The organism is Burkholderia territorii (genome assembly GCF_902833055.1).
Taxonomy (GTDB): domain Bacteria; phylum Pseudomonadota; class Gammaproteobacteria; order Burkholderiales; family Burkholderiaceae; genus Burkholderia; species Burkholderia territorii.
The window spans coordinates 122455-143888 of record NZ_CADFEJ010000001.1; the positions used below are offsets into that span (position 1 = coordinate 122455).

Consider the following 21434-nt stretch of genomic DNA (forward strand, 5'->3'; position numbering starts at 1 on the left):
GCAGGCCGCAACCGGTCTGAAATGCAATCAATGACAAAACGATCATGAATTCCGGAATTTTTCGCTTGGTGTTCAGTGCCGTGCGCGGCATGTTGGTGGCAGTCGACGAAAACGCGTCGGCCAGTGCGGGCGGCCAGCGCTCGCGTATACGGCGTGCACGTCGCCCGGCAGCGGAGGATTCCGGGGTCTCGATCTGGTTTGCGGCGCGGGCAACGGCCTTTGCCGCGCTCTGTATGTTCGGCATGCAGCCGCTCGTGGTAAGCGCGCAGGCGACATTGCCGATCACGGCGGATCGTAGCGGCGGAGCGCATCCGGTCGTGGGCGTGTCGACGTCGGGGGTGCCGCTGGTCAACATCACGGCACCGAAGAACGGTGTTTCGTTGAACAGCTTCACGCAGTACAACGTGGGTTCGAAGGGCGTCGTGCTGGTCAACAGCGGGCAAAATTCACAGACCCGGCTTGCCGGTTGGGTGCAAGGCAACCCGTTCCTGGGTAACAACGCCGCTCGCGTGATCGTCAATCAGGTGACGTCGGGCAATCCGAGCCAGTTGCTCGGGCCGACGGAAATCGCCGGAAATCGCGCGAATCTCGTGGTCGCCAATCCCGCAGGGATCACCTGCGCGGGCTGCGGTTTCCTGAATGTTCCGCGCGTCACGCTGACGACCGGTGTGCCGACGTTCAATCCCGACGGCACGCTGGCGGGTTTCAATGTGACACAGGGGCAAATCGGCGTCGCTGGCACAGGGCTCGATGCCCACGGCAGCGCGATCGATCTGATCTCGCGTGCGATGACGATCAACGGTGAGGTCTGGGCGGATTCGATCAACGCCGTGGCCGGTGCGAACCATGTCGACTATGCGAGCGATGCCGTCCGGGCACAGGCGGGCACGGGCGCGACGCCGGGTGTGGCGATCGATGTACAGGCACTCGGAAGCATGTTTGCCAACAGCATCCGGATGATTGGCACGGAAGCCGGCGTCGGGGTTCGGGATGCAGGAGCGGTCACGTCGCTCACGGGCGACATACAGGTCTCGAGTAACGGCGACGTGACCATCGTTCCGAGCGCGCGTATCCAGTCCGCGGCCAATACGCGAATCGACGGCGCCGACGTGATTCAGCAGGGCACGATTGTCAGTACGCAGGGGACGGATCTGAACGCAGCCCGGGCGCTGTCCAATGCCGGAACGATTTCGTCCGGCGGCAATACGAAGCTCTCGGCGGCCACCTCGCTCGACAACAGCGGACACGTCTATGCGGGTGTGGATGCGGCGGGCGATCTGGTCGGCGGCGGCTCGATCTCGGCACGCGCCGCGAGCGTGACGAACCCTGGCACGCTGGCTGCTGGAGAAAACGTCGATCTGTTTGCGAGCGACGTGACGCTCGACCGCGGAATGGTCAGTGCAGGCAGCGCGATCAATGCGGCGGCTTCGGGCACGCTGTCGAACGTCGGCGGGACAATGAGCGGCCGGAATCTGACGCTGAATGCCGGGCAATTGGTCAACGACTCGGGCGCCATCGGTTCGCGGAATCTGGCGTCCGTGACGGCGCACGCGGTTTCGAACCGGGCAGGGACCTTGGCAGGCGATGTGCTGTCGTTGGATGCGTCCGGCGCGGTCGACAATACTCACGGGCAGATCGTGGCGCGCACGGTGAAGATTGCCGCAACGGACCTGACGAACATCGCCGGCGAGATCGGTACGTCGACGGGTGCGTTGTCGGTGACTGCAACCGGAAACGTGTCTAACGATAGCGGAAAGATCGCCGCAGGCGACGGCCTCACGCTCGCGGCAAATACGGTGTCGAATGCGCAAGGCCAGATCGGCACGCTGGCGGGCGACGCGTCGCTTGATATCGGGAAGTTGCTCGGGAACGCGAACGGAACGATTGCATCCGCACGCGACCTGTCCGTCCACGCGGCGCAACTCAACAACGCCGACGGAACGATCAGCGCACACGCTGCGCGGATACAGGCAACCGACATCGTCAATACCGACGGGCAGATCGGCACGACCGACGCGTTGACCGTGACGGCGGCCGGTGCGGTATTCAATCGATCCGGTGCCATCGTAGGCGGGAACGGATTTTCGTTGACCGCCGACAATGTCGAGAACGTGTCGGGCAAGCTCGGGTCAACGACCGGGGACACGGCGCTGCATGCAACACGCGCGGTGACGAATACTGGCGGCATCGTGAGTGCGGCAGGCGAATTGAACGTGCGCACCGACACGCTCTACAACGACAACGGTAGCGTCATCGCAAGGGCCAACGCGAAAATCCAGACGGGCGATCTGACCAACGCCGGCGGCGAGATCGGCTCGACGGCCGGCGACTTGTGGCTGACCGCGGCACGTGCCGTATCGAACGACAGCGGAAAACTTGTCGGCGCTTCCGGTGCAACGATAACGACGGGCATGCTGAGCAACCGCGCCGGGCAGATCGGTACGTCTTCGGGCGATACGACGTTGACTGTTTCGCAGGCGATCGACAATACCCACGGCAAGATTGCATCGGCTGGCGCATTGAACGCACAGGCGCACGCGTTCGACAATTCGCAGGGCACGATCTCAGCCGACACGTCGACATTCGATATTGCAGGTCGACTGACGAATGCCGGCGGCACGATTGGCACGACACATGATTTGACTATCGCCGCGCAATCGGTGGCGAACCAGGGCGGGACGATCGGCTCCGTGTCGGGCGGCTTGTCGATCCGGACCACGGGCACGACCGACAACACGGACGGGAAACTGCTGGCCTCGAGCGACATGATCCTGACGAATGCAGGGTTGCTGAACACCGGCGGCACAATCTCGGCAACGAACGTCGCACTGGAATCGGGACAGGGTGCGATCGTCAACGCGCTCGGAATGATGGCGGCCAGCCAGTCGCTGATCAGTCGATCGGCGGGTTTCGATAACCGGTCGGGTCTCGTACAGGCGACCGCGGCCATCGACATCGATACGCGGCGCGAGACGTTCGACAACGGCGTGCTCGCCGGTCAATCCGCAGGTGGTCAGGTGCTCGGTGGCGGCGTGGCGCTCACTGTCGGCACGCTGAGCAACGCAGGCGGCGCCGTTTCGTCGAGCGGTGCGGCGACCATCGACACGACCTCCGTGTTCAACGATGGCGGTGCGATGGTGGCGGACGGTGCACTGACTGTCCGGAGCGCGGGTGCCGTGTCGAACGTGGCGGGCCAGATCGGCGGCAACACCGACGTGCAAATCGCCGGCACGGTGGTCGACAATACGCACGGCGCGATGCATGCAAGCGGCACGCTGTCGGTGAATGCCGACACGATCCTCAATTCCCGGACGGTCGATTCGACGTTGCCGGAAACAGCTGGTGTACCGGGCATGGTCGCCGGCATGGAAGGCGCGAACGTGGCGCTGACTGCTACGCAGACGATCGACAATACTTCCGGCTCGATCCGCGCAGACAAGGATGCCAAGCTGGCCGCGCCGACGATCGACAATACATCGGGCAGCATCCAGTCGAAGGGCGAAGCAGCGTTGATTGCCTCGAACACGTTGATCAACAGCCAAGGCGACGTGAACGGTGGTCGGAAACTGACGGTCTCGACGGGCACGCTCGACAACGACGGCACGCTTCAATCGGCGGGCGACGTCAGCGTGACGACCCAGGGCGACCTGGCCAACAGTGGCCGGATCGTCGCAGGTCACGATCTGGAAACCGTTGTCGGCGGCGTACTTGAAAACAGCGGCACGCTATCGGCCGGCAACGTCGCCAACGTCACAGCCGGGTCCGTCCGGAACCGTGCGTCGGGCGAGATCATCGGTGGCAATGCGACGCATGTTCATGCGGACCGGTCGATAACGAACGAAGGTTTGATCGATGGCGGCGCAACAACAGTGAGTGCCGGTGACACCGTAACGAATGCGGGTGGCCGAATTTATGGCGATGCCGTTTCGGTGGCCGCCAATGCGGTGATCAACGACCGGAACGCTCTGGGCGTCGGCGGTGTGATCGCATCCCGTGGCGACCTCGACATCGGTGCACAGACATTCAGGAACCGGAACGATGCGCTCATCTATGCGAACAACGACATTCGCGTCGGCGGCGCGCTGGACGCGAATCATCGGGCAACCGGCAGCGCGCAGATCGCGACGAACGACGGCGCGCAGATCGACGCCGGCCGCGACATCACAATTGATGCAAACCGGTTTGAAAATCTGAATTCGAACTTCCAGGTTTCGACGGTCACGACCGACAGTGGCACACAGCTGTGGTATCAGGTGCCGGGCTCGACCGAGAAGATCGATCCGTCGACTGTGTATCTGTACCAGAAGAACAGCCACGAAATTCATCCGGGAACCGACTACCGATGGGCGCTGGACGACGACCAGAAGTTCATTCTTCTGCCGTCAACCAAATATCCGTTTGCCGAGTACGCGAAGTACACGATGAATGGTGTGGCCGGCAAGATCGACAATACGGCGTATGCAGCAAGCAATTTCGCCAGCGGGGACGTCGCGTCTCAGACCGGCGCGTACCGAACCGTGCCAGCTGACATCTGGGCGACGTTCGGTGTGACGCCGTCGCCGGATGCCAATTCGGCTTGGACGACGACCGGGCCGTTTTGGATGTCACCGGGCGTAGCACTGCTGACCGGTAGACGCAACGTCGGTAGTGACTGGTTTTCCATCAAGGCTCCCACGGAAGCTGATGTAACGGGTGCAAAACCGGATCCATTCGGTCCGCCGAGCCCGTCATGCGTGACGTCGACCAATGCCGCGTGTGCGCCTTTCCAGCAGTGGTACAAAGCGACCGTTGCCGCCTATCGGGATCTGAACCAGGCATTGGCCGGCTATAACGCGGACGTGTCGAGTCGGCTCGTGCAGACCTATACCGTCTACACGGTTGATGTGAAGTCGACCAAGGACGTGGTAACTGCTTCGCAACCCGGCACGATCACCGCTGGCCGGCACATTACGATCAACGCCATGTCCGGCGTCAACGACAAGAGCCAGATCGTAGCGGGGGACGGCAACAAATCGACGAACGTGCAGAACATCGGTGCGACCGGCACCGAAACGTTCATGGGATCGGGCCACGCCACCTATACCTGGGTCCAGTCGGGCGGCGCCTTCAGTGGTGACGAACGCGCGACCTCGACTACGAACTACTCGCCCGCTATTCCGCCCCAGACGATCGATCTTCCGGTAGTGCTGACCGATCCGAGCAAACCGTCCAATCCAGTCAAGAGCGTGGCGGCAGCGACGTCCGTTGCGCAGGGCGCAAGCGGCACGGGCGTGACGCCGGTGGCGGACAAGGATATCGGCGGCCAATGGTCGGTTGGCTCGGGCGTGTCCGGCGTCGACGAGGGGAAAGTATCGGCCGTGAAGGCGAATGTGGGCGATGTCGTCGTGCGCACGGTGACGCCGAACACGCGAGTGCCGAACAATGCGCTGTATCAGGTCACGCGCGACCCGGGCAGCCACTTCCTGATCGAGACGGACCCGCGCTTTACCGATTACCGGAACTGGCTGTCGAGCGACTCGATGCTCGATGCACTGAAGGTCGATCCGAGCACCGTCAGCAAGCGGATCGGCGATGGCTTCTACGAGCAGCAACTGATTCAGCAACAGATCATGCAGGCGACTGGCCAACGATTCGTCGGCGACTACACCGACAATCAGAGCCAATACAAAGCGCTGATCGCCAGCGGCGTGCAGGCCGGTCAGCAGTTCGGATTGAACGTCGGCACGGCGCTGACGGACGCGCAGATGGCCGCGCTCACGAGCGACATCGTATGGCTCGTCAGCCAGACGGTGACGTTGCCGGATGGCAGCGAACAGACGGTGCTCGTGCCGCAGGTCTATCTGCACGCGAACGCGGCGGATGTGACTGGCGAAGGCACGATCGTTTCCGGCAAGAACGTCACCATCGACTCGGATGGCGCGTACAAGAACGCCGGTACGATCGCGAGCCGCGATGTGACGATCATCCGCGCGGATTCGATCGAGAACCGCGGTACGGTCACGGGCGATACCGTGTCGGCCAGCGCGAAGAAGGATCTGCACAACCTCGGCGGATTGGTCCAGGGCAATGCGGTGGCATTGTCCGCGGGGCGCGATCTCGACCTGACGACCACTACGCGTTCGGCAACCACGAAGAGCGGGAGCGCGACCGGCATCGACCGGGTATCGACGATCAATGCCGGCACGCTGCAGGCAGTCGCGGGTCGCGATCTGAACGCCAATGCGGCCGCCATTGCGACGACCGGGGATGCGGGCCTCGCCGCAGGGAACGACGTGAACCTGAACGCAGTTCGTCAAAGCAGCGAGGACGCGGTCAAGTGGGACGATCGGAACCATGCCGAACATTCAGCATCCGCCGATACCGGAACCCGGATCGCGACGAGCGGCAACCTGTCGATCGTCGCCGGCCATGACGTCAATGCGACGGCAGCGTATGCGAACGCACAGGGCGCGATCGGCGTCAGTGCTGGGCACAACGTCAACCTGAATGCCGGCGAACAGAGCGCAAGTGCGAGCGACGAGCACTATCGCAAGGAAGGCGGTTTCCTTTCGTCGACGTCCACGCACACGATCGATTCGAGCAGCTACACCAAGGCGATCGGCACGACGCTGTCGGGCGACACGGTTGCGGTGCAGGCCGGCAACGATCTGACGGCGAACGCCGCAACGATCGCGGCAACCAACGACGTGAATCTTGCCGCTGGACGTGACCTGACGATCACGACGGCGGACACGGCATCGAGCGAATACCACTACAAGGACGTGAAGAAGTCCGGGCTCGGTAGCGCTGGCGCGGGGATCTCGTATGGCACGAATCAGACGATCGATACCAGCCGCGATACGGTGAAGGGTTCGCAGGGCAGCTTGATCGGCAGCACGGACGGCAGCGTTGCGTTGATGGCTGGCAACGCGCTCCACGTGACGGGTTCTGACATCGTCGCCGGCAAGGATGTGACAGGCATCGCGAAGGACGTGACGATCGACGCATCGCAGACGGATCGTCACCACGAAGAAACGCACGAGGTGAAGAGTTCGGGCTTCACGCTCGCGGTGAAGTCGCCGGTGATCGATGCGATCCAGAACGTGAATCAGCAGGTAAAGGGCGCCAGCGAAAGCCAGGACGGCCGCGCGGCAGCGCTGCATGCGATCGCGGCGGCCGGTGGCATGGCCGATCTGGTCGGCGCAACGGGTGCCATGACGAATGCGTTGAATGGTCCGACGGCCAAGCCCGAGGCGAAGGTCGAATTGAGTTTCGGTTCTTCGTACAGCAAGACGACGTTTACCGAGGACAGCACGCAGAACAACGGCAGCAGCGTGAAGGCGGGCGGCACGGCGGCGTTCGTCGCGACGGGCGACAAACACACCGGGCAAGGTAACGTGACAATCCAGGGATCGGACGTGACCGCGAACGATGTGCTGTTGCAGGCAGCGAACCGGGTCGATCTGATCAACAGCACGGACAATCACAGCACGCGCAGCACGAACGAGTCGAAGAGCGGGAGCGTGGGCGTGTCGTACGGCACGGGCGGGTTCGGCGTATCGGCAGCGATGGCACGCGCGCACGGCGATGCGAATTCGGACGCGGCGACGCAGAACAACACGCACATCAAGGCGGGCAACACGGCGACGATCGTCAGCGGCGGCGACACCCATATCGTCGGCGCGAACGTCGACGCGCACAAGGTGATCGCGAATGTCGGCGGCAATCTGAATATCGCATCGGTGCAGGATACGAGCCGCAGCGAAGCGCACCAGAGCAGCTCGGGTGGCGGGTTCAGTGTGAGCCAGGGCGGAGCCAGTGCAAGCGTGAGCATGCAGAGCGGGCATGCGAGCGGCAACTATGCGGGCGTGAACGAGCAGTCCGGTATCCAGGCCGGCGACGGCGGCTTCGATGTTACGGTCGCTGGCAATACGGACCTGAAGGGCGCTTATATCGGCAGCACGGCTACGCCTGACATTAACCAGCTGACGACCGGGACGCTGTCGTTCTCGGATATTCAGAACAGCTCCAGTTACGACGCGAGCAGTTTCGGGATCAGCGCGGGTGGCGGCGTCGGCAACGGCGGCAACAACTACGCGACGCACGGTCAGACGAGTGGAAAGAATACGGGCGGTGCGCTACCGCTGTACGTGAGCGAGAGCGACAGCAGCAACGCAACGACCAAGAGCGCGATCAGTGCGGGCAGTGTGACGATTACGGATACGGCAAACCAGAAGCAGGACGTGGCAACGCTGAATCGCGACACGTCGAACCTGAATGGGACGGTCAGCAAGACGCCGGATCTGCAGCAGGTGTTGAGCAACCAGTCGGATCTGATCAATGCGGCGCAGGCAGCGGCGGAGACGATTGCGAAGCAGATCGGCAGTTACGCGGACGGCAAGCGTGACGAGGCGCAGAGGAATGCCGACGGCACGACCGATCCTGTGCTCAAGGCGCAGTATCAACAGCAGGCGGACAGCTGGGCAGAGGGCGGCGGCAATCGTGTCGGACTGCATATCGCTGGCGGTGCGCTGACGGGCGGGCTGACCGGTGGTGGTTTGGGCGCGGTTGGCGGAGGTGCGGGTGCGGGCGTGTCGGCGCAACTGGCACCGCAGTTGAAGGAAATCGCGCAGTCGATCAAGGAGGCGGGGCCGACAGGTAACGAGAATGTTGACGAGTTGCTGGGTAACGTCGCCTCGAATCTGCTGGCTGGCGGAGCCGGTGCATTGGTTGGGGGCGGGACCGGTGCGTTGACGGGCGCTGCGGTGGATCGATTCAATCGGCAATTGCATCCAGAAGAGAAGACACTTGCAAGGCAACTGGCCGAAAAAAGCAACGGTAGATATACGCAAGTGCAGATCGAGGATCAGATGCGCATCATGGGTACGATGGCGAACGGCAAGTATGAATCCGGGGCGCCGTCGACATTGATTGGGGAAGTGCCTACGGACTCGGGAGCGAAGTGGATGTATGCGGGTTCGACGGAAGAGGGTAAGCCGATTTTGACGCAGATGACGGCGAAAGCCGACCCACAGATCCAGTCGTATATCTTGGCGAACTACAACGCTGCGTCGCCGGGGCAAGTACCCAGCTCATACCAATATGATCGGCCTGCGAACAATGGGGGGGCGTTGAGTGTAACAGGACCCTTTACGAGGCCGCCGAATCAGGCAGAGATCAACGATATACGAAATACGACGGCTGATGTGGCCGGTTTTGGTGCCACACAATTTGATCGACTATCGGCGTTGGCTACTGCCATATCCGTGATTGGATTGCCCGCCGGACAGATGGCGGTTGCGTCGGCGGCAGGCTCCTGGTTCTTGAATGGTGTTCAACAGGTAGCGCGGCCTAACTTTGGTGATTACGCTGTGTCCACTGCAATTGGTCAAGTAACAGGTGGGCTGGCAGGAAAGTATCCGTTGGTCGCTCCAATAATCAACGAATTTGGCAACGCAACTAGCAGTAGTTACCAGGCTCAGCAAGCAAAGGATTGGGTCAATCAGAATATGCAACACTTGATGAAAAAGATTAAATAAGATGAAGATACGATTTTTTGTTGACGGAAACATTGCCGGATGGGCGCAATTTGGCCTTATTTTGTTGGGAATTGCTATGGTTTACTGTGGTTTGGCTTTTAATTTTTTGCCAAATGCAATTGCAATTTTGCTAATCATTTTTGGGCTTCCAATTTCGGCTGTTGGAGGTTATGCATCACGCGCGAAGGCGCTTGGTCTTAAGCCGTTCGATAAAAGCTATAGGAAGGCACGCGACAGCTACAAGACGAAGGACGACGAAGAAAATCTGTCCAAGTAGAAACAATGACTAGGCCGCAGCGAGTTCGCTTCAATCGGCAATCGCATCAAGAAGAGAAGAAGTGGATCAGTGAAAAGGTAGCGGTATACGCGAAGAAATACGGTTTGACGGTGGAGCAGGCACATAACGAGTTGACGACACAGGCGAATTTGCAAGTACAGAATGGTTCGCCCGGTAGCTGGAACCAACGCGCGTATGACTTCTTGAAGCAGGCGCATGGGATGTTGCCTGCTGACGGCAACAGTGGACCGGGCTATATGTTCTACGCGACGCCGCAGCAGAAGGCGAATGTGGAGATATACGGGAAGTACTATCCGAATGGTGTAGGCATGAACGTACCGGACGGTCAGGCGATGGCTAACTCGGCAGGCCGGGACAAGGCATATCAGGACCTGTACGGAAAGCTCACGCTCGGCGCGGCAGCGGGTGCAGTGGGGATTGCGGTGGGTGGTCCGATAGCGGCGTTGCCGGGAGCGCCGATATTTAGTACGGGCGGGGTTTTGGGTTCTGGGGCGTTGGCGTCGCCGGTTGGGACGGGGACGATTAGTGCGGGGACCAATGCGGGAGCGCAGTACTACAAGGATGGGAAGGTCAACCCGGTTGATGTAGCCGGCGCGTTTGGGACGGGCGCGGCAGGTGCATACGGCGGGCTGCTGTGGAACGTCGGGGTGAACACGATTGGTGGTGCGACGACGACTGCGCTGAACAATATCTTGCAGGGCACGAACGACAGCATATCGTTTGGTAGTGCGGTTTCCGGTGTTGGCTCGGCATTCGGGTATGGCGCTGGTAAGGTCATGGGCGCCGGGATCAGTTCTTCCCTACGCCCAACGATCAATAGCTCGGGGTGGGCGGACGTTGGCACGTGGGCGGGAGCGTCTGGATGGAATCTTTTTAGACCCAATAATTTGCCAGTCATTGGTTCAGGTATTGCCGGAGGCTCCGGATCGGAGGCAGCGAATGCGGCAATGAACGGAATTAAGAGTCACGCGGAGCAGAAGAAATGATTCGCTTGGTGTACTTGTTGGTTTTGGCCTATACCCTATCGCTGCTATGTTTCGCTGCAGTAAAAGTCTCATCTGTCTTGATGGCGGAGGTTTTTTATGGTGGTAGCTATCGATGGGGGATTGATGACATACGATTTGTTCTGATTCGCGGTTCGCTAATGGCTTCGGTATTCGGCGTATTTGCCATAGCACAATACGTCAGGATAAGAATGCGATCTTAATTGAAGGATGAGCGTGGCGCGAGTCGGATTCACTGTTTATAGAGATCGCTTCAATCGGCAATTGCATCAAGACGCGCAATTCGACGAACGCGCGCTAGCAAAGAGACTTGCGGAAACGAGTAACGGCCGATACACGCAGGCGCAGATCCAAGATCAGATGCGAATCATGGGAGCCTCGATTGGATTGCATCACGAATCCGGTGCACCGGCGACTTTGGTTGGGCAAGTACCCACAGATAGCGGCGCGCAGTGGATCGGTGCGAAGCCGACGGCTAATGGAATAACGGTGTTGACACAAAAGACCGCGCAATCTGACCCACAGATCCAAGCCTGCATCCTTGACAATTACAACAAGGTGATGCCCGATGATGTGCCGAGTATGGTCACCTATGATGTACCGTCAAGCAATGTATGGGGATTTAACGTGAGCGGGCCCTTTACAAAGTTCGACCAGTCGGATCTGAACTATTTGAGAGACACGACGGCCGGTTTGGCGTCGATGGTTTCGACGAATGCGGGGCGGTTTAGCGCAGCAACTGGGGCTGCAGCTGAGATTCCATCCCCATATGCTCCAGGGTTTGCCAGCGCAACACTGGCTGGAACAGTCTTAGGGTTTGGTGCGAGCGTTGTCGAGCAGATTGTTAGGCCCAACCCCGTTGGGTTCAGCGTTGACAGTACAGTCGATCTTCTGTTGTATAGGGTTGCAGAAAAATTCCCGCTTTGGGGGCCTATGATCAATGAGATTGGGAATGGAATTAAAGATTCAAACTGGATCAATGAAATGAAGGATCAGGGTAAATCAAGAAAATGAAGAGAATTCGTATCATTTATGACGGAAATTTGAGTGGATGGTCGCGTACGGTGTTTTGTGTGGTGGGTGCTGGCATCGTTTATTGGAGCGTCCAGTATGCGAATTCAATCTTATTTATGTCGGTTGGATTGTTTCTTGTGGCAATCGGTGGCTATGCTAGTCGTGCTCGTATGTTAAAGATAAAGCCGTTCGATAGCAGTTACAAGAGAGCAAGAAAAGGCTACGAACCAAGAGGCGAGGGTGAAGAAAAAAACGATCGAAACAAAATTGAAAGGTGACGCCAGACATCGAGCACGTCATTGGCTATCAATGGAGGGTAATGTCAGGAAAAAGCGACAGCGTCTTAGGACCGGCAGTGAGTAGCGGAATCTTGTCGAGTTTGGGTTATGGCATTGGGAAGATCGGCGAATCTAGTCTCTATGGTGCGACAAGACCTACTTTAGCCAATGGTCAAAATTGGGCTGCGACTGGGGTATGGTCGAATAGCAGTTGGAATTTTCTCAATCAAAACAATCTTCCAGTTATATTTGGATCCGGTATCGGTGATCTTTGGTAGGGGTGTCAAATAAAGCATATGAGGCGACTAAGTCGAAGGGGTTGATTAATTAAATGAAGAGGCTTCCGGTATATTTTGTGCGTGGCTAATGGTTTGTTGGGCAATACTTGCTGTTGCATGGATCGTTGGTTTGTCAATTAACTGTATTTTTATTGGCGGGTGTTATGGTCGATTTGGCTTTTTTGATTTGGTGAGGTTGATCGACGTGAAAAGTGTCTTGGTTCGTGGAATTCTATGGTCGCTAGTATTTACGCTGTTTGCTTGGGCAAAGCTTCGTCGTGGCTAGTTGCGAAGGGGAATGGTAGTTTGCATTGTTAGCCGACGAAGGCAATTAATATGCTGGTGGGCCCGATTGCAAATGGTGGTGTGCAACTTGAGGGCAATCAGCTATTGACTGGACTAGCTTTGCGTTGGGAGGGCGACGGGGGCTGCGTCCAAGAGGATGATATGTGCTCCGGTGATTCCGACGGTGTGCGTTGACAGGCTCGGAGCTGCAAGGTCAAGACCTGAATGCGGCTGTCTTGCTGGTTTGGCTACGACATAAGGATTCGCACAGATTGAGCAGCCGGTTACCTATCCGAATCTAGATCCAAAGATTCCGGCTTTACTGCAAGGTGTGAGAAACCCTTGCCTGAAATTACTGGTGCTATCGCTGACTTCGTCGCTTAAGGTACGTCATATTTTGTGTCAAATAAGAGGAGATAAAGGTGCAAATTTTAAAATTAGAAAATTTTATCCGGGATGGTGGGTGGAGAGGGGCTTGCGCGCGCATGCTGGGAATTTTTATTGTATATCTCGGATTTATTTATATCCCGACTGCGGTTTATTTTTTGTCCGACAGTTTTGGTGTGCTCGGTATGTCTGGTGAGCAAATAAAAAAACACGAGGCGATTTTGTATGTTGTTAGAATTGGCGTTGTGTTAATAATTGTTGCGGAGATTTTGAGGATGCTAATTGTCACTATAAAAAATCGACGCTGATCACTTGCGTAATGTTGAATCGGTTCAATCGGCAGTTGCACGATAACGAGAAGAAGGCGATCGCGGAGAAGCGGTTGCCAGGCTCGGACCTATCCGTGATTTCGTGGGCGAGGCATAACGTGAGGCGTAAAAGTCTTGGATGCGCCAGTGAAGAGGAAAAGGCAAACTGTAGCGCTTCGGGCAGCGGCCCGCGGGCCGCTACCTGAACTGCCCAAGAAACTGCTGGTAACCGACGAAGGTGATTAATACAGTGATGAGCCTGATTGCAAGTAGAGGTGTGCGTCTCAAAGGCAATCGGCTATTGACTGGACTTGCTTTTTGTAGGGAGGCGCGAGCGGTGCTGCGTCCACCAGGATGATGTGTGCTCCGGTGTATGCTTTGCAATTCGCAAAATTCGAGGAAAAATCAGTGATTAAGCGATTGACCTTGCTAGCGATCCGTTTGTTTTTTATCTGGTTTTTCGCGTGTTCGGTTGCATGGATAGGTGGGGCATATATGTATGCATTTTTTAATTCGATAAGTTACTTTCCTGGGTGGTATGATGTGAAATCAATAATTAAAATTTCTTCTGTAATAAGTGCAGTATTTATAATTGTTGTCTGCGTCAGTGTACGTTGGTAGTCAAATATAAATTAGAATTTTCTGAGCTCGTCATTTTTTGCGAGCGTTGATGGCGTTGATGGCGTTGATGGCGTTGATGGCGTTGATGACGGCAGTAGGTGGCGTTTCGCTTCGCATTCGTCTACGCGCATCGGCAATCCCGCGCATGTCGGCGATCACGAACGCGACGATCAAGCTGCTGTGCTTCACGGCGAGCTATCTGTCACAAGAGGCAGGATGTGGCATCGCTGAATTGCGACACGTCGAACCTGAATGGCGCGATCATCAATGACGTGTGGCAGGCAGTGGTAGATAAAGGATGAACTGGCGCAGGTTGTATGCGAGTCTGCAAATCTGGATCAAGGTTGGCATGGTTTCGTTTGCTACTGCTGGCTGCAATACGACTACGCAAGGCCGGAATGCTGAGCGACGATCCTGAGAAATTCGGTCCATGGTTCAGTTCCGACCTGAAGCAGTGAATCTCCTCACTCCGGCAAATCCCACTGATTCCCATCCTGCTCGTTCCCACCCGTACTAAGCCGCTCGATCTTCTCCATCCGCTGCCGCGCCAGTTCCGGAAGCCGGTTCGTCACGCCGATCACCAGCGCCTCTGCGAGCGCGAGCGCCGGCACGTTGGTCTGCAGCATCGCGAACGGGCGTCCCTGGATCCGCAGCACGATTTCGGCGAATGCGCTGATCGGGGAGCGCCATTCGTCGGTGATCAGCAGCACCCGCACGCCGAGTTGATGCGCGGCCTGCGCGAACCGGACGCTGTCCTTCTGATAACGTCGGAAATCGAAAATGACGAGCACGTCGCCGGCGCCCATGTCAGTCAGCGAGACCGACGCGAGATGCACGTTCGGTTCGACGTATTGCACATGCGGGCGCGCATACGCGAGCGTGAAGGAAAACAGCGATGCGAGCGGCGCGGTATAACGCCCGCCGCCGCAGAACACGCGGATATCCGGATTGGCCAGCAGCGTCACCGCGTCGTCGAATGCCGCCGCATCGAGTCCTTCGATCGTGGTGGCGAGCGATTGCGAAAGGCGCTGGAAGATTGCCGCATGGCTGTCGCGCATGCCCGATTCCGAGTGAAACGCATCCATCCGCGCGAGCGGCGAATTCATCGCCGTGTCGATTTCGTCGTGCAGCGCCTGTTGAAACGACGAGTAGTTCGGAAAGCCGATCCGCACGACGAAGCGAAACACGGTCGGGTCGCTGACTTCGGCCTGCTTCGCGAAGCTCGCGATCGGCCCGAGCCCGAGGCTCGGATAACGCTCGAGCAGCGCGTGCGCGACCTTCTGTTCCGACGGCGTGAAGCTATCCATCTGGGATAGCAGCAACGCCCTGATGCTTGTCCCCATCGGGCACTCCGGCTTGCTCGTAGCTGAATGAATGATGACGAACGGCAGACGGGCGTCTGCCGGCGACTCCATGCATGTTAGCCGATCGACGGGCCGCAATTCGCATGAGATCAAAGATTAGAGGGACGTATCACTCGTGGCATCTGACAGCCAATTATGTAATGAAACTAACATTTCTCTCGGTTGCGCTGCCCGTAATGTCGCGCATGAACTGAGTGATAACCCTAGGTTTTGACGCAAAAATGCCGGTGCTATGATCCCGGCCTCATCGGAATGTATTGTTCATTACATTCTGATCCACGGCGTCGACCGGCCTTCCGGGCGGCTCACGCACCCCGGCAAGGCCCGGTCATTCGTCTGGAGGATTCCGTCATGAGGCGGCTCGTCGTACTCACCCTGTTGTCGGCCCTGAGCGCGGGCGCGCTCGCCGCTTCGGAACCTGCGGTGGAAGCGAAGAACGGCATGGTCGTGTCGTCGCAGCACTTCGCGTCGCAGATCGGCGTCGACATCCTGAAGGAGGGCGGCAACGCGGTGGACGCCGCCGTGGCGGTCGGCTACGCGCAAGCGGTGACCAATCCGTGCTGCGGCAACATCGGCGGCGGCGGGTTCATGACCCTGCATCTGGCGGACGGCCGTGACCGCTTCATCAACTTCCGGGAAACCGCGCCGGCCGCGGCGTCGGCGAACATGTATCTCGATGCGAACGGCAACGTCATTCCGGACGACAGCCTGTACGGCTATCGCGCGGTCGGTGTGCCGGGCACGGTAGCGGGTCTCGACCTCGCGCAGCGCAAGTACGGCAAGCTGACACGCCGTCAGGTGATGGAGCCTGCAATCCGGCTCGCGCGCGACGGCTTCGTGCTGACGCGCGGCGACACGGACATCCTCGACACGACGATCGACCGCTTCAAGAAGGATCCGGAAGCGGCGCGCATCTTCCTGCGCCCGGACGGCACGCCGCTGCAGCCGGGCGACCGCCTCGTGCAGAAGGATCTGGCGCGCACGCTCGAGCGCATCGCGGAGCATGGCCCCGACGCGTTCTATCACGGCGAGATTCCGAAGATCGTCGAAGCGGCCGCGAAGCGCGGCGGCGGGCTGATCACGGCGGCCGACTTCGCGTCGTATCGTGCGCAGGACATGGCGCCGCTGACCTGCACGTATCGCGGCTACGAGTTCGTGTCGGCGCCGCCGCCGAGCTCGGGCGGCGTGACGATGTGCGAGACGCTGAACGTGCTGGAAGGGTATGACCTGCGCAAGTTCGGCTACCAGTCGGCTTCGGTGGTCCACTACATGACCGAGGCGATGCGCCACGCGTACGAAGATCGCAACACGCTGCTGGGCGACCCGAACTTCATCGACAATCCGGTCGCGAAGCTGACGAGCAAGGCGTATGCGGCCGAGATCCGCAAGCAGATCAGCGGCGACACGGCGACGGCGTCGGTCGACGTGCAACCGGGTGTCGGCGTGCATGAAAAGCCGGAGACGACCCATTATTCGATCATCGACCGCGACGGCAACGCGGTGTCGACCACGTATACGGTCAACGGCCGCTTCGGCGCCGTGGTGATCGCGCCGGGCACGGGCTTTTTCCTGAACGACGAGATGGACGACTTCACCGTGAAGGTGGGCGCGCAGAACCTGTTCGGCCTCGTGCAGGGCACGCGCAACTCGATCGCGCCGGGCAAGCGCCCGCTGTCGTCGATGGCGCCGACGATCGTGAAGAAGGACGGCAAGGTGTTCATGGTGGTCGGCTCGCCGGGCGGCTCACGCATCATCACGATCACGCTGCAGACCGTGCTGAACGTGATCGACTACGGAATGACGCCGCAGGATGCGGTCGGGGCGCCGCGCATCCATCATCAATGGCTGCCCGACCAGGTGTATTACGAGACGCGCGGCCTGTCGCCCGACACGCTCGCGATCCTGCGCAACATGGGCTACAAGATGGTCGAGCAGACGCCGTGGGGCGCAGCCGAGCTGATCATGGTCGGCCTGCCCGGCACCGAGGCGGCGAGCCGTCAGAGTTCCGGCAACGACTCGTCGGTGTCCGGCAACGTACGCGTCGGCTACATCTACGGTGTCAACGATCCGCGCCGCCCGGCCGGTTCGGCCATCGGCTACTGACCTGGCCCGGCCCGACTCGCTCGCAACGCGCGCCGAGGCACGGCATCGGCGCGCGCATTTTCTTCTTTCAATCCTGCACCGTGCATAGAGTACCGTCATGAACAAGCGAATGTCTGCGGCAGTCTGGATCCTGCTCGCGATGGTGGCCGGCATCTTCATCGGCTACATGATCTACACGCAGTTTCCGGACAAGCAATCGGCGACCGAAATCGCCGGCTACATCTCCCTCGTGTCGGACGTGTTCCTGCGACTGATCAAGATGGTGATCGGCCCGCTGGTGTTCTCGACGCTGGTCGTCGGCATCGCGCACATGGGCGATGCATCGTCGGTGGGGCGCGTGTTCGTGAAGGCGTTCGGCTGGTTCGTCACCGCGTCGCTGATCTCGCTGCTGCTCGGGCTGCTGATGGCGAACCTGCTGCGTCCCGGCGAGAACCTCGGGCTGCCGCTGCCGGACATCGGCGCATCCGCGCATCTCGCGACGTCGAAATTCACGTTGAAGGATTTCGTCAGCCACATGGTGCCGAAGTCGATCGCCGAGGCGATGGCGAACAACGAGATCCTGCAGATCGTCGTGTTCTCGATGTTCTTCGGCGTTGCGCTGTCGGCGCTCGGCGAGCGCGGCAAGATCCTCGTCGCCGCGATCGATCAGCTGGCGCACGTGATGCTGAAGATCACCGGCTACGTGATGAAGCTCGCGCCGCTTGCGGTGCTGGCGGCGATGGCCGCGACCGTCGCGGTCAACGGGCTGTCGGTGCTGCTGAAGTTCGCGGTGTTCATGGGCGACTTCTACGTGAGCCTGTTCCTGTTGTGGAGCACGCTCGTGCTCGCCGGCCTGCTGTTCCTCGGCCGCCGCGTATTCAAGCTGCTGGTGCTGATCAAGGAAGCGTTCATGCTGTCGTTCGCGACGGCCAGCTCGGAAGCCGCATACCCGAAGATCCTCGACGCGCTCGACCGGTTCGGCGTGCGGCGCAAGATCTCGAGCTTCGTGATGCCGATGGGTTATTCGTTCAACCTCGACGGCTCGATGATGTACTGCACGTTCGCGTCGCTGTTCATCGCGCAGGCGTACAACATCCACCTGTCGCTCGGCACGCAAATCACGATGCTGCTGGTGCTGATGCTGACGTCGAAGGGGATGGCGGGCGTGCCGCGCGCATCGCTCGTCGTGATCGCGGCGACGCTGCACCAGTTCGATATCCCGGAAGCGGGGCTGTTGCTGATCCTCGGCGTCGACACGTTCCTCGACATGGGCCGCTCGGCCACCAATGCGGTGGGCAATTCGATCGCGAGTGCCGTGGTCGCGAAGTGGGAGGGCGAACTGATGTCGGAGTCCGAAGCGTTCGCGCATGCCGCGCATCTCGACGCGGAACTGGAGCGGCAGAACGGCGATCCGGCCTATGGCGCCGGTGGGGCGACGTCCGCTTAAGCGGCACACGCATCGTCGATGTACGTCGCCAGCACCATTGCGGCGGCGTTGCCCGGCGCCGAGCCGAGCAGTTGCGGCGCATAAACGCTGTCGCCGGGCGCGATCGGCTGCCCCGACAGCGCACAGACGCCGCGCTTGCGCGTCGTGAACAGCCGCCACTTCTGGTAACCGTAGTGGCCGGTGCACGCGTCGCGCCACGAAATCATCACAGTGTCGGCCGTGGGGCGCTCGAGCACGCTGATCGTCGGCTGGCTCGTCGCGTCCCACGACGGCAGGCGATCGCGTGTGATGGAGCGCCGCCGCGGTGCGGCCAATGAAACAGACGGCATGTCGAAGCTGCCGATCGCGGCGACCGTCTTGAGCCAGGCAATTGCACTGTTGCTCATCTTTATTTCCTTCGAAACGTTACGTGTTGACGCGACATGCGGCATCACGACAAGCGGATGCGCGGCTGCACGCAGCCGTTGATCCGTTCGGCGATCCACAGCAGCGTCGCCTTGGAAAATCCGTGCAGCGCCTGCTGGTGGCGCCGGTACAGCATCAGGTGGCTGAGTTGCGCGAAACGCCCCTGGATGAAGCCGCCGCGAAAGAAGCCGAATTGCCCGAGCGTGCCGAACGCGTCGTAATCGCTGATCGACACGAGCGCGCCGAAATCGTGGAACGCGAACGGCGGCAGCGGTTTGCCGTCGAGCCATGCCGGCAAGTGCTTCGCGAGATGCTCGGCCTGCTGGGCCGCGACCTGCGCGGTGGGCGGCAGCGGCCGCTCGTGGCCGTCGGGCTGCAGGCTCGCGCAATCGCCGATCGCGAACACGTGCTCGTCGGCCGTGGCCTGCAACGTGGGCCCGACCCGGATCTGGTTCGCGCGGTTCGTGTCGAGCCCGCCCAGCGCCTGCATGAAATCCGGCGCCTTCACGCCGGCCGCCCATACCATCAGATCTGCTTCCGCGAACGAGCTGTCGCCATAGTGAAACCCGTTCGCGTCGGCCGCCGTTACGCGCGTCGACGTCAGTACGCGAAAGCCGATCTGCTCGAGCCGCCGCTGCGCCGACGCGGAAATCCTCGGCGGAAACGCGGCGAGGATGCGCGGGCCGCTTTCGAGCAGCGTGAGCTGCAGCCGTTCACGCACCGTCTCGTCGCCGTACGCCTGCGCCACTTCCAGCAGTCGGCTCAATTCCGCTGCGAGCTCCACGCCCGTTGCGCCCGCACCGACGATCGCGACGCGTAACGACTCGTCGCGCGCGACGCTGCGAAACACGCGCATCCGCAATGCTTCGTTGAAGGTCTCGGCCTGTTGCTGGCTGTCGATGAAGTAGCAGTGCTCGCGCACGCCCGGCACGCCGAAATCGTTGGCCTGGCTGCCGAGCGCGAGGATCAGCACGTCGTATTCGAGTTCGCGCGCGTCGATCACCCGTTCGCCGCTCTGCGAGCGGATCTCGCCGAGTTGCACGCGGCGGCGCGCGCGATCGAGCCCCTTCAATTCGCCGGGCTGATACGTGTAGCCGTGATCGCGCGCATGGGCGAGAAAGATCACCTGCTGTTGCTGCACGTCGCGCGTGCCGGCGGCGATCGTGTGCAGCATCGGCTTCCAGACATGGGTCGGGCTGCGATCGACGACGGTGACCTGGGCACGCCCGGTGCGGCCGAGACGCTCGCCGAGGCGAGTCGCCAGCTGCAATCCGGCGATGCCGCCGCCGACGATCACGATGCGAGTACGGGTTGTCATGGATAAATCATCGAGTGATGAATAAGGTATGATCCTAGCGCTTCCCGGCTTCGCGTGTCAACGGAGCGGGGCAGGCAGCCCGGTTCGGCGATGCCGAGCCGGGGCCGGAACACCGGCATTCGATTCATTCAACGGGAGCAGGAAAACGTGGCTGAAGTTACTGAGCGCGCGCCGGCGAAGCGGCGTACGCGCGGGCGGCCGCTGGCGGAGGCGTCCGTCGGTCCGGACGTGATATTGCGTGCCGCGCGCCGCACGTTCGCGAAGCGCGGCTACGATGCGACGAGCGTGCGCGAGGTCGCGCGCGAACTGGGCATCGACGCGGCGCTGATCGCCCATCATTTCGGCACGAAGGAAACGTTGTGGCTGGCCGTCGTCGAGCAGATCGTCGATCTCGCGGAGCCGATGTTCGAAGCATTGCGCGCGCTGCGCACGTCATCATTGCCGCATCGCGAGCGCGTGCGGCGTGCGATCGAGCTGTGCGTCGATCACGAGTTCGACGAGCCCGACATGGGCATGTTCTTCTCGACCGCGGCGACCGAGCAGGGAGCGCGGCTCGACCGGCTGCAGGAGCGCCTCGTGCGGCCGTATTACGACGTGATGTTCCCGCTGCTGTCCGACGCCGTCGAGGCCGGTGCGATCCGCGCGGTCGATCCGAACGTGCTGTTCTTCATGATCGCAAGCGCGATCGGCATGACGGTGTCGTACAGTCACATGATGCTGGCATTCACGTCGCTGCCGACGCGGCGGGACGCGTTCCGGCAGTCCGTAATCGACGTCGCGTTCAATCTCGTCGGCGACTGAGTGCCGCGCGCGATGCGCGTGGTGGC

The 21434-nt window shown here is 60.3% G+C and carries 12 protein-coding genes; 8 read left to right on the forward strand and 4 right to left on the reverse strand.

The window, feature by feature from the left end; translation table 11 throughout:
* The first annotated feature begins 44 nt into the window (after positions 1-44).
* The 5 genes from HW466_RS00605 (at position 45) to HW466_RS00625 (ending at position 13370) form a co-directional block, all read left to right on the forward strand.
* Positions 45-9518 (forward strand): two-partner secretion domain-containing protein, encoded by a 9474-nt coding sequence (locus HW466_RS00605; protein ID WP_151002896.1) that lies wholly within the window; start codon positions 45-47, stop codon positions 9516-9518.
* Position 9519: 1 nt separating this feature from the next.
* On the forward strand, positions 9520-9795 hold the full coding sequence (locus HW466_RS00610) for a hypothetical protein (RefSeq protein WP_151002898.1): 276 nt from the start codon (positions 9520-9522) through the stop codon (positions 9793-9795).
* A gap of 5 nt (positions 9796-9800) precedes the next feature.
* Positions 9801-10802: a hypothetical protein gene (locus HW466_RS00615; RefSeq protein ID WP_151002900.1), complete on the forward strand. Its 1002-nt coding sequence runs from the start codon at positions 9801-9803 to the stop codon at positions 10800-10802.
* Positions 10803-11036: 234 nt separating this feature from the next.
* A complete protein-coding gene (locus HW466_RS00620; protein WP_151002902.1) occupies positions 11037-11834 on the forward strand; it encodes a hypothetical protein in 798 nt (265 codons plus the stop codon).
* A gap of 1263 nt (positions 11835-13097) precedes the next feature.
* On the forward strand, positions 13098-13370 hold the full coding sequence (locus tag HW466_RS00625; protein WP_151002906.1) for a hypothetical protein: 273 nt from the start codon (positions 13098-13100) through the stop codon (positions 13368-13370).
* Between the two features lie 651 nt (positions 13371-14021).
* Here HW466_RS00625 and HW466_RS00630 read toward each other — a convergent pair.
* Positions 14022-14180, reverse strand: coding sequence for a hypothetical protein (locus HW466_RS00630; RefSeq protein WP_170296595.1), 159 nt, complete (start codon positions 14178-14180; stop codon positions 14022-14024).
* 275 nt (positions 14181-14455) lie between these two features.
* Positions 14456-15334 carry a MurR/RpiR family transcriptional regulator gene (locus tag HW466_RS00635; protein WP_059451622.1) on the reverse strand — a complete coding sequence of 293 codons (879 nt, stop codon included), beginning with the start codon at positions 15332-15334 and terminating at the stop codon, positions 14456-14458.
* 372 nt (positions 15335-15706) lie between these two features.
* Here HW466_RS00635 and ggt point away from each other — a divergent pair, with 372 nt between their 5' ends.
* Both ggt and HW466_RS00645 read left to right on the forward strand, forming a co-directional pair.
* Positions 15707-17458, forward strand: a complete 1752-nt coding sequence (gene ggt, locus HW466_RS00640; protein WP_059545291.1) for a gamma-glutamyltransferase — start codon at positions 15707-15709, stop codon at positions 17456-17458.
* A gap of 97 nt (positions 17459-17555) precedes the next feature.
* Entirely contained in the window at positions 17556-18884 is a 1329-nt protein-coding gene (locus HW466_RS00645; RefSeq protein ID WP_059845571.1) for a dicarboxylate/amino acid:cation symporter, read from the forward strand.
* Here HW466_RS00645 and HW466_RS00650 read toward each other — a convergent pair.
* Positions 18881-19270 (reverse strand): DUF3331 domain-containing protein, encoded by a 390-nt coding sequence (locus tag HW466_RS00650; RefSeq protein WP_059792882.1) that lies wholly within the window; start codon positions 19268-19270, stop codon positions 18881-18883. The two genes, HW466_RS00645 and HW466_RS00650, sit on opposite strands and share 4 nt — an antisense overlap.
* Before the next feature lie 44 nt (positions 19271-19314).
* A complete protein-coding gene (locus HW466_RS00655) occupies positions 19315-20607 on the reverse strand; it encodes an NAD(P)/FAD-dependent oxidoreductase (RefSeq protein ID WP_151002908.1) in 1293 nt (430 codons plus the stop codon).
* 147 nt (positions 20608-20754) lie between these two features.
* Between HW466_RS00655 and HW466_RS00660 the strand changes: the two genes are divergently transcribed.
* Positions 20755-21408 carry a TetR/AcrR family transcriptional regulator gene (locus tag HW466_RS00660; protein ID WP_059845575.1) on the forward strand — a complete coding sequence of 218 codons (654 nt, stop codon included), beginning with the start codon at positions 20755-20757 and terminating at the stop codon, positions 21406-21408.
* The last annotated feature ends 26 nt before the right edge of the window (positions 21409-21434 follow it).

What these genes read in the sequence shown, in the direction of transcription:
- HW466_RS00605 (WP_151002896.1), top strand. Translation starts at nt 45, where the DNA reads ATGAATTCCGGAATTTTTCGCTTGGTGTTCAGTGCCGTGCGCGGCATG.
- HW466_RS00610 (WP_151002898.1), top strand. Translation starts at nt 9,520, where the DNA reads ATGAAGATACGATTTTTTGTTGACGGAAACATTGCCGGATGGGCGCAA.
- HW466_RS00615 (WP_151002900.1), top strand. Translation starts at nt 9,801, where the DNA reads ATGACTAGGCCGCAGCGAGTTCGCTTCAATCGGCAATCGCATCAAGAA.
- HW466_RS00635 (WP_059451622.1), bottom strand. Translation starts at nt 15,334, where the DNA reads ATGGGGACAAGCATCAGGGCGTTGCTGCTATCCCAGATGGATAGCTTC.
- ggt (WP_059545291.1), top strand. Translation starts at nt 15,707, where the DNA reads ATGAGGCGGCTCGTCGTACTCACCCTGTTGTCGGCCCTGAGCGCGGGC.
- HW466_RS00645 (WP_059845571.1), top strand. Translation starts at nt 17,556, where the DNA reads ATGAACAAGCGAATGTCTGCGGCAGTCTGGATCCTGCTCGCGATGGTG.
- HW466_RS00650 (WP_059792882.1), bottom strand. Translation starts at nt 19,270, where the DNA reads ATGAGCAACAGTGCAATTGCCTGGCTCAAGACGGTCGCCGCGATCGGC.
- HW466_RS00655 (WP_151002908.1), bottom strand. Translation starts at nt 20,607, where the DNA reads ATGACAACCCGTACTCGCATCGTGATCGTCGGCGGCGGCATCGCCGGA.